The following is a 9,131-nucleotide window of genomic DNA, read 5'->3' on the forward strand; positions in this document are numbered from 1 at the left end:
GGCAGCGCGGCAGCACGTCAGCGCGGCAGCGCGGCAGCACTTCAGCGCGTCAGCGCAGCGGGCGCGGCAGGTACCGGGGGACGTACCGGAGCAGGATGCCCGCGCCGACCAGGCCGAGCATGCCCATCACCCCGCTGGCGACCGCGATGGACGCGACGGCGGTCACGCCGGAGATGAGGAGCGGTGCCGCCGCCGACCCGAAGTCGCCGGTGAACCGCCAGGCCCCCAGGAACGGTGCCGGGGCGTCGCGCGGTGCGAGGTCCGCGCCGAGCGTCATGAGGATGCCGGAACCGACGCCGTTGGCCAGGGACATGCCCATCGCGATCGCGACGAACCAGCCGACCCGGGCGTCCAGGTGGCCGCTCCAGGCGAGCAGGAAGTAGCTGATGCTCAGGCCGAGCATGCAGGGCAGGGCGCTCGCGAGCCGTCCCCACCGGTCCATGATCTGCCCGCTCGTGTAAAACAGCGCGAAGTCGACGGCTCCGGCGATGCCGATCACGAGGGCCGCGGTCGAGTCGTCGAGGCCGACGCTCACCGCCCAGAGCGGCAGGATCACCTGTCGTCCGGCGCGCATCGCGCCGATCAGGCCGGCACCGCTGCCGAGCCGCAGCAGGACCGCGCCGTTCGCGCGGATGGTGCGGAAGAGCCCCTGCGCCTCCTGCTGGACGAACTGCGCGCCGGTGTCGGCGGGCGGTTCGGTCGCGTGGTCGCTCGCGTCGGTCGCGTGGTCGGCCGAGTGCCGGGAGGCCCGTGGCGGCAACCGCAGGCCGCGTGTGCCCGTCGCCGGGTCGCGCAGCACCAGGAGCACGGTCGCCGCCGCCAGGCAGCAGACGACGTGGATCCAGAAGGCGCTGCTCGTGGTGCCGGTCAGGTGGATGACGCCGGCGGCGATGAAGGGGCCGACGAAGTAGCCGAAGCGGAAGACGCCGCCCAGGCTCGACAGCGCCCGGGCCCGGATCCGCAGGGGGATCGCGGTGGTCATGTAGGCGTGCCGGGCGAGCGCGAACACCGCGGTGGAGACGCCGACCAGGAACACCCCGAGCGCCAGGACCCAGGCGTTCGCGGCCGTGGTGGCGACGACGAGCCCGACCACCGAGACGAGCGCGGCGCCGATCATCGCGTTCCGCTCACCGATGCGGGCGACGACGATGCCGGACGGCACGTCGCCGATGAGCTCGCCGACCAGGATGAGCGAGGCGACGAAGCCCGCGAACGCCAGGCTGGCGCCGAGGGAGTCAGCCGCGATCGGGATGATCGGGATGATCGCGCCCTCGCCGATCGCGAAGAGCGCGGCGGGCAGGAACCCGGACAGCAGGACGGACCGGAAGTCGAATGAGTCGTTCCCCGTCGTGGCCATCGCCCGACCAACGGTACGCCAGCGGTACCGCTTCGTCGGCGGGTTACCCTGGACGCATGCGTGTTCTTGCGGCGATGAGCGGTGGTGTCGACTCGGCGGTGGCCGCAGCCCGGGCGGTCGACGCCGGCCACGACGTGGTGGGCGTGCACCTGGCCCTGAGCCGGATGCCCGGCACCCTGCGTACCGGCAGCCGCGGATGCTGCACCATCGAGGACTCGATGGACGCCCAGCGCGCCGCGTCGGCCCTCGGGATCCCGTACTACGTGTGGGACTTCTCGGCCCGGTTCAAGGAGGACGTCGTCGACGACTTCGTGGCCGAGTACCAGGCCGGCCGCACGCCGAACCCCTGCATGCGCTGCAACGAGCGGATCAAGTTCGCGGCGCTGCTCGAGAAGGCACTCGCCCTGGGGTTCGACGCCGTCGCGACCGGGCACTACGCCTCGATCGTCACCGGTCCGGACGGCTCCCGTGAACTGCACCGGTCGGCCGCGTGGGCGAAGGACCAGTCGTACGTGCTCGGCGTCCTGACCGCCGAGCAGCTGCAGCACGCGATGTTCCCGCTCGGAGCCACCCCGTCGAAGGACGAGGTCCGGGCCGAGGCCGCCGAGCGCGGGCTGACGGTCGCCCAGAAGCCGGACTCGTACGACATCTGCTTCATCCCGGACGGCGACACCCGCGGCTGGCTGGCGGACCGCGTCGGCACCGCCCCCGGCGACGTCGTCGAGCGTGACGGCACGGTCGTCGGCTCGCACGAGGGTGCCACCGGCTACACCGTCGGACAGCGCCGCGGCCTGGCCCTCGGCCGCCCGGCACCGGACGGCAAGCCCCGGTTCGTGCTCGAGATCCGTCCGAAGGACAACACCGTCGTCGTCGGCCCGAAGGAAGCCCTCGCCGTCACCTCGATGTCCGGCTCGCGGTTCACCTGGGCGGGCACGGCCCCGGCCGACCCCGCGACGCCGTTCGCCTGCGACGTGCAGATCCGCGCGCACGCCGACCCGGTGCCCGCGACCGCCCGGGTGCAGGACGACGTGCTCGTCATCGACGTCGACGAGCCGTTGCACGGGGTCGCTCCCGGGCAGACCGCCGTGGTCTACGTCGGCACGCGGGTGCTCGGCCAGTGCACGATCGACACCACGGTCAGCGCCGTCCCCGTCGACGCCTGACCCCGCCGCTCCCGGGGCGCACGCTCGCTGCACGCCGCGTCGGTGGTGCACGGTAGAACTGATGCCATGAGCGAGACCGACGCGACGTTCGAGACCATCGACCCCGACGGGCTCGACGCCGCCCAGGCCGCGCGCGAGGTCGACCGGTTGCGCGCCCGCGTCAACGAGCTGCGCCACGACTACTACGAGGGCAACGCCTCGCCCCTGTCGGACGCCGACTACGACGCCCTGGTGCACCGCCTCGACGCGATCGAACAGCGGTTCCCGGAACTCCTGACGCCCGACAGCCCGACGCAGACCGTGGGCGGGCAGGCGCAGACGACGCAGTTCGCGCCGGTCGAGCACGCCGAGCGCATGCTCTCGCTCGACAACGTCTTCAGCCCCGACGAGCTCACCGAGTGGGCCCTCAAGGTGCAGCGGGACGCCGGCGCCGAGCGGGTGCGGTTCCTGACCGAGCTGAAGATCGACGGCCTGGCCATCAACCTGCGGTACGAGCACGGTCGGCTCGTCTCGGCCGCCACCCGCGGTGACGGCGTGGTCGGCGAGGACGTCACCGGCAACGTCCGCACGATGGGCACGATCCCGGACCGCCTGTCGGGCACCGGCCACCCGCCCCTGGTCGAGGTCCGGGGCGAGATCTTCTTCCCGGTCGCCGAGTTCGACGAGCTCAACGCGAACCAGCGCGAGGCGGGGGAGCGCGTGTTCGCCAACCCGCGCAACGCCGCCGCCGGGTCCCTCCGCCAGAAGGAAGAGGGCAAGTCCGAGGCGAAGCGTGCCCTGATGGTCGACCGGCTGCGGCGTCTGCGGATGCTCGTGCACGGCATCGGCGCGTGGCCCGTCCGCGAACTCGAGCAGGGCACCGACGTCCGCAGCCAGTCCGAGGTGTACGAGCTGCTGCAGACCTGGGGCCTGCCGACGAGCAGCCACTACCGGGTGTTCGACACCATCGACGAGGTCAACGGCTTCGTCCGGACCACGGGGGAACGCCGGTCGGCCGTCGAGCACCAGATCGACGGCGTCGTGGTGAAGGTCGACGACCTCGCCCTGCACGAGGAACTCGGGTCGACGTCACGGGCGCCGCGGTGGGCGATCGCCTACAAGTACCCGCCCGAAGAAGTGCACACCACGCTCACCGACATCGTGGTCAGCGTCGGCCGCACCGGCCGTGCGACCCCGTTCGCGGTGATGGCCCCGGCCGAGGTCGCCGGGTCCGTCGTCCGCCAGGCCACGCTGCACAACCAGCAGGTCGTCAAGGCGAAGGGCGTGCTGATCGGCGACACCGTCGTGCTGCGGAAGGCCGGCGACGTCATCCCCGAGGTGCTCGGCCCGGTGGTCGAGCTCCGTCACGGCTCCGAGCGCGAGTTCGTGATGCCGACGAACTGCCCCGAGTGCGGCACCGAGCTCGCCCCCGCGAAGGAAGGCGACATCGACCTGCGCTGCCCGAACGCGAAGAGCTGCCCGGCGCAGGTGCGCGGTCGGGTCGAGCACATCGCCTCGCGCGGGTCGCTCGACATCGAGGGGCTCGGCGAGGTCGCGGCCGCGGCGCTCACGCAGCCGCTCCGCCCGGAGACCCCGCCGCTCGTCACCGAGGCCGGACTGTTCGACCTGACGATGCAGGACATCGTCCCGATCGAGGTCATCGTCCGCGACGCCGAGACCGGCATGGAGAAGGTCGACGACGACGGCACCCCGAAGCGCGTCACACCGTTCAGCCGGGCGCGCAAGAAGACCGACCCGCCGTTCGACCCCGAGGCACGGGGCGCCGACTACACCGGTGAGCCGAGCCGCTACCCGTCGAAGAACGCGTTCGAGATGCTCGCGAACATCGACGCCGCGAAGACGAAGCCCCTGTGGCGGATCCTGGTCGGCCTGAGCATCCGCCACGTCGGACCGGTCGCCGCCCGAGCCCTGGCGAACCACTTCGGCTCCCTCGACGCGATCCGGTCGGCCTCGCGCGAGGACCTCGCGGCCGTCGACGGGGTCGGTGGCATCATCGCCGACGCCCTGCTCGCCTGGTTCGACGTCGACTGGCACCGCGAGATCATCGACCGCTGGACCGCGGCCGGCGTGCAGTTCACCACCCCGGGCCACCCCGGCCCGGGCAGCGCCGACGTCGAGGGCGGCGTGCTGAGCGGCGTCACCGTCGTCGCGACCGGGTCACTCGAGGGCTACACGCGCGAAGGTGCGCTGGAGGCGATCATCACCGCCGGCGGAAAGGCGGCGTCGAGCGTGAGCAAGAAGACCGACTTCGTGGCCGCCGGTCCGGGTGCCGGTTCGAAGCTCACGAAGGCCGAGCAGCTGGGCGTCCGGATCATCGACGCCGAGCAGTTCCACCTGCTCGTGACCGAGGGGCCGGCGGCGCTCGCCGAACCGGAAGCGCCGACGACCGAGGACTGAGGCCCGAGGACCGAGCCGGGATGCCCAGCACGCCCGGTCGCATCCGCTGAGCGCGGCGCGCCGTCGAACGCGCCCAGTTCGGGGGACAAGTTGCATCGCGCATGGATGATCGGCGGACATCTCCATAGACTCGACCGAGCATCACCCGTCGTCTGCAGGGGGACGTCGGGACGGCCTTCCCGGGGGAGACCCGAATGCTGCTCATCGCTGCGGCTCTGCTCACCGCCTCGGTGCACTCGCTCGGAGTGATCGAGGCCCCAGGCATGCCCCCGACGCACCAGGTCACGGTCACCAGCACCGCCGCGACCCGCATCGTCCCGGTCGTGGACCCCGCCGTCGCCACGCTCCCGGCGGCGCCGGCGGTACCAGCGGCGGCGTCGTCGTCGACATCGACGTCGACGACGGGGGTGGAGGTCGACGACCTCGCCGCCGCGCACGGACGAGCCTTCGTCGAGGACCTCGGTGCACTCGGCGCCGCCGACCTGCGAAGCGCGGCCACCGACCGTCGTGTCGTGGCGACGGTGCAGGACGACCCGCCGCCCGCGCAGACCGTCGCGCAGTGGTGGTCGCACCTGCCGGCCGACGAGCAGGACCGGCTCCGGGTGCACGCACCCGCCCTGGTGGGGAACCTCGAGGGCGTGCCGTACGCACTCCGCGACCAGGCCAACCGCGCGACGCTGACCGCCGGCCTCGCCGACGCCGACCTCGGTGCAGCCCGGGCCGCGATGCTCGGGCAGGTCCGCGACTCCCTGGTGCAGGAGCCGGGCGACCCGCGGCGCTTCCTGGTGGCGCTCGACACCCGGGGTTCCGGGCGTGCGGCGATCAGCATCGGCGACCTCGACACCGCGGCCGACGTCACCGTCGTGGTGCCGGGCATGTTCTTCACGGTCACCGGGCAGATGACCGACTTCACCAACACCGCCAACGACCTGTCCCGGGAGCAGGCCACCCTGGCGCCGCTCGCCGCCACCGGCAACGGGTTGGGTGTCGCCGTCGTCGCGTGGATGGGGTACCGCACTCCGGACCTGTCGAACATCCTGTCGCTCGGGCTCGCACGGACCGGGGCGGAGCGGCTCGAACGGACCGTCGCAGGGCTGCGCGTGATCCGCTCGGGCGACCAACCGCGGGTGAACATCGTCGCGCACTCGTACGGGTCGACCACGGCGATGACGGCCCTGGCGTCGGGGCGCATGACCGCCGACACCCTGACCGTGCTCGGGTCGCCGGGCAGCGACGTCCGGACGGCGGACGACCTCGCCGTCGCCACCGGGCAGGTCTTCGTCGGCGGTGCGCACAGCGACCCCATCGCGGGCTCCGGGTACTTCGGTACCGACCCGGGTGGGGCGTCGTTCGGCTCGACCGTGCTCGACCTGGCCGGGGGCGCCGACGCGCTGTCGGCCGGTGACGTGTTCCGGCGTCCCGTGGGGCACAACGACTACCTCAAACCGGGCACGGCATCGCTGCACGACGTCGCCCTGATCGGCATCGGACGCGGCGACCTGGTGCGCGAGCAGGTCCGACGCGGGAAGTCGGGTGGCGACGGCATCGTCGGCGCCTCGCCGGACATGTACCTCGTGCGCCCGCAGGATCTGCAGCCCCGTGACTGACCGGCCGTGCCCGACCGCCCCCTGAGCGACCCGGCGGACCCGCCGGTCGTGGCGACGCGGTGGGCGTGACCCGATCGTGACCGGCTGCCGACGTGCCGGAGCCGACGCGGGCCTCCCGGCCGGATCGGTGCGCCCGCGCGGATCGCGACCCGTCCTCGGAACGGGCTGGGTGGCAACCTGAACGCGACCGCAGCCTGCACTCGTTCCGGGGCAGAACCAGTACAGCCCTGCTGCCTACGGTGCCGTCATGCGTGTGGTGCGATGGCCTGGTGCTCTCCTGATGTTCGTGGTGATGTCCGTGCTCGCCGGCATGCTCGTCGCCGTCGCGGTGACCCCGGCGGTCGCCGTCGCGGGAGAGGGGACCTCCGGGGCGGTCTCGTTCTTCGAGGACCTGCCGACCTACCTCGACGTGCAGACCCCGCAGCAGGTGTCGTCCATGTACGCGGAGCAGGGCGGGAAGCAGGTCAAGATCGCCTCGTTCTACGCCGAGAACCGCACGAACGTCACGGCCGACCAGATGGCGGACACGCTCAAGCAGGCGGCGATCGACACCGAGGACCCGCGCTACTACGACGAGGGCGGCATCGACGTGCTCGGCACGCTCCGCGGCGTCGCCGCGACCGTCGTCGGCGGCGATGTGCAGGGCGGCTCGAGCATCACGCAGCAGTACGTCAAGAACGTCCTGGTGCAGCAGTGCGAGGAGCTCACCGGCGCGGACCAGGCCGCCACCGAGAAGAAGGTCGAAGCCTGCTACGAGGATGCGGCCGGCGTCACGCCGCAGCGCAAACTGCAGGAGATGCGGTACGCCATCGCGGTGAACAAGAAGTACTCGAAGGACGAGATCCTGACCGGGTACCTCAACATCGTCGGGCTCGGCGGGCGGGTCTACGGCGCCGAGGCCGGGGCCGAGTACTACTTCGGCGTGCACGCGAAGGACCTGTCGCTCGTGCAGTCGGCCACGCTCGTCGCGATCCTCAACAACCCGTCGAACCTGCGCATCGACGTGCCGAGCGACAAGGACAACGGCAAGGCCAACGGGTACGAGCTGACGAAGGAGCGCCGCGACTACGTGCTCCGCCGGATGCAGGCGCACGGGTCGATCACGAAGGCACAGATGACGAAGGCGATCGCGACGCCGGTCACGCCGAAGATCACCGAGACCGCCAACGGGTGCTCGACCGCCGCGACGAACCACGACGCCGGCTACTTCTGCGACTACGTCCGCGACCAGGTGCTGCAGGACCCCGCGTTCGGCAAGACCGCGGCGGCACGCATCGCCACGCTCGACACCAAGGGCCTGCAGATCCACACCTCGCTCGACCTCGACCTGCAGGGTCAGGCACAGTCCGCCCTGTCCACCTACGTGCCGGCCACCATGGCCGGCGTCGACGTCGGCGGCTCGAACGTCACCGTGGAGCCCGGCACCGGCCGGATCATGTCGATGGTCCAGAACACCACCTACACGCAGGGGGACCACGCCGGGGCCGGTGCCACGGCGGTGAACTACAGCGCCGACTCCGGGTACGGCAACTCGGGCGGGTTCCAGACCGGCTCGACCTACAAGGTGTTCACCCTGGCCGAGTGGCTCGCCAGCGGGCACACCCTGTCCGACTCGGTCACCACCTCTGAGCACCAGTTCGAGAACGCCGAGTTCACCAACACCTGCCAGAACGTCGCGGGCGGCACCTGGAACGTCGCCAACGCCGAGAGGGTGCCGTCGTCGATGTCGGTCGAGGCGGCGACGGTCGAGTCGATCAACACCGCGTACGCCCAGATGGGCAAGCAGCTCGACCTGTGCAAGATCGCCCAGCTCGCGCAGTCGATGGGCATCCACCGCGCCGACGGCGGTGACCTGACGCAGACGCCGTCCTCGATCCTCGGCGTGAACGAGCTGTCGCCGATCGACCTGGCCGAGGCGTACGCGGGCTTCGCCAACGGCGGCATCGTGTGCACGCCCACCGCGATCGACTCGGTGACCGAGGCGGACGGCACGAAGATCACCCCGACGCCGTCGTCCTGCACACAGGGCGTCTCGGCGGACGTCGCGGGCACGGTCGACTACGCGCTGCAGGGCGTGCTGTCCGGGTCGGGGACGGCCGCGAGTGCGAACCCCGGGGACAGCGTGGCGAAGTTCGCGAAGACCGGCACCACCGACGGTGACGTGCAGAACTGGCTGGTCGCGTCGTCGACGAAGTACACGAACGCCACCTGGGTCGGCAACGTGCAGGGGAACGTGAGCCTGGCGAACTGGCCGTTCCTGCAGGGCACCACCGGGTACAGCGCGAAGTTCGGGGTCGGGAAGTCGATGATGGCGTACCTGGACCAGACCGTCGGCGGGGGAGCGCTGCCCGCGCCGAGCCAGGCGATGATCGGGCAGGCGAGCAAGTCGTCGTCGTCATCGTCGTCGGGGTCCTCGTCCGGGCAGGGGACGGCACAGGACGACCAGACGACGCCGACGGCCGCGCCAGCCGCTCCGGCTGCACCCGCTCCGGCTGCACCCGCTGGTCCGGCTGCTCCGGCGCCCGCCGCGACGGTGGCCCCGGCGGCGCCGGCTGCGAGGGACCAGAACGGGAAGTGACCCGACAACCCCCGCGGGGCCCGGTGCCG

At 71.9% G+C, this 9,131-nt stretch carries 5 protein-coding genes; 4 read left to right on the top strand and 1 reads right to left on the bottom strand.

All coding sequences use genetic code 11. The features are described from left to right. Window positions 1–49: 49 nt before the first annotated feature. Window positions 50–1,357: an MFS transporter gene (locus BIU89_RS11105; protein WP_071246556.1), complete on the bottom strand. Its 1,308-nt coding sequence runs from the start codon at window positions 1,355–1,357 to the stop codon at window positions 50–52. 56 nt (window positions 1,358–1,413) lie between these two features. On the opposite strand from BIU89_RS11105, the gene mnmA reads away from it, so the two are divergent. The 4 genes from mnmA (at window position 1,414) to BIU89_RS11125 (ending at window position 9,102) form a co-directional block, all read left to right on the top strand. Next, entirely contained in the window at window positions 1,414–2,520 is a 1,107-nt protein-coding gene (mnmA, locus tag BIU89_RS11110; protein WP_027464605.1) for a tRNA 2-thiouridine(34) synthase MnmA, read from the top strand. Between the two features lie 66 nt (window positions 2,521–2,586). Further along, window positions 2,587–4,917: an NAD-dependent DNA ligase LigA gene (gene ligA / locus BIU89_RS11115; RefSeq protein WP_071246558.1), complete on the top strand. Its 2,331-nt coding sequence runs from the start codon at window positions 2,587–2,589 to the stop codon at window positions 4,915–4,917. 194 nt (window positions 4,918–5,111) lie between these two features. Next, on the top strand, window positions 5,112–6,524 hold the full coding sequence (locus BIU89_RS11120; protein WP_071246560.1) for an alpha/beta hydrolase: 1,413 nt from the start codon (window positions 5,112–5,114) through the stop codon (window positions 6,522–6,524). A gap of 247 nt (window positions 6,525–6,771) precedes the next feature. Beyond that, window positions 6,772–9,102, top strand: coding sequence for a transglycosylase domain-containing protein (locus tag BIU89_RS11125; RefSeq protein WP_071246562.1), 2,331 nt, complete (start codon window positions 6,772–6,774; stop codon window positions 9,100–9,102). Window positions 9,103–9,131: the final 29 nt, after the last annotated feature.

The sequence above is a fragment of the Curtobacterium sp. MCBA15_005 genome (assembly GCF_001864855.1).
Lineage (GTDB): Bacteria > Actinomycetota > Actinomycetes > Actinomycetales > Microbacteriaceae > Curtobacterium > Curtobacterium flaccumfaciens.

Bases quoted from the DNA above. Each gene is read 5' to 3' on its own strand.
- BIU89_RS11105 (WP_071246556.1), bottom strand. From the start codon at position 1,357: ATGGCCACGACGGGGAACGACTCATTCGACTTCCGGTCCGTCCTGCTG.
- mnmA (WP_027464605.1), top strand. From the start codon at position 1,414: ATGCGTGTTCTTGCGGCGATGAGCGGTGGTGTCGACTCGGCGGTGGCC.
- ligA (WP_071246558.1), top strand. From the start codon at position 2,587: ATGAGCGAGACCGACGCGACGTTCGAGACCATCGACCCCGACGGGCTC.
- BIU89_RS11120 (WP_071246560.1), top strand. From the start codon at position 5,112: ATGCTGCTCATCGCTGCGGCTCTGCTCACCGCCTCGGTGCACTCGCTC.
- BIU89_RS11125 (WP_071246562.1), top strand. From the start codon at position 6,772: ATGCGTGTGGTGCGATGGCCTGGTGCTCTCCTGATGTTCGTGGTGATG.